Origin of the sequence: Vibrio sp. 10N.222.49.C9 (assembly GCF_041474985.1) — a bacterium.
GTDB classification, from domain to species: Bacteria; Pseudomonadota; Gammaproteobacteria; order Enterobacterales; family Vibrionaceae; genus Vibrio; species Vibrio crassostreae_C.
Genome location: NZ_JBFRVD010000528.1, coordinates 1 through 316, shown reverse-complemented (window position 1 = coordinate 316; position 316 = coordinate 1). Strand labels below are relative to the sequence as shown.

The window sequence follows — 316 nt, the reverse complement described above, 5'->3', positions numbered from 1 at the left end:
ATACGTGTTCCTCGCTTAGTCGTCATCACTTTAGCCGCAATAACAAGACCTGCTAAGGTCACCGATTGGTCTCGTCTTGTAGGAGTCGCATTGTTCAATCGACAACTGGTGTATTTAGCCAGTTCACGAAGATACAGATTAATTGGGTGACCCGTTAGGTACAAACCAAGGGTTTCGCGCTCCCCTTCTAGCCATACCTTCTCTGGCCACTCAGGAACTTGAGCGTACGCCTGCTCTACATCTGAGTGAGTATCAGTTAATACGCCAAACATGTCGCTCTGACCAAAGGCCTCAGCCTGATGGTATTGGCCTGCGG

1 pseudogene is annotated in these 316 nt (G+C 49.4%); it reads right to left on the bottom strand.

Annotated features, from left to right (window positions below):
- Positions 1-316, bottom strand: a pseudogene (locus AB4585_RS24310) (DNA polymerase III); the annotation flags it as partial.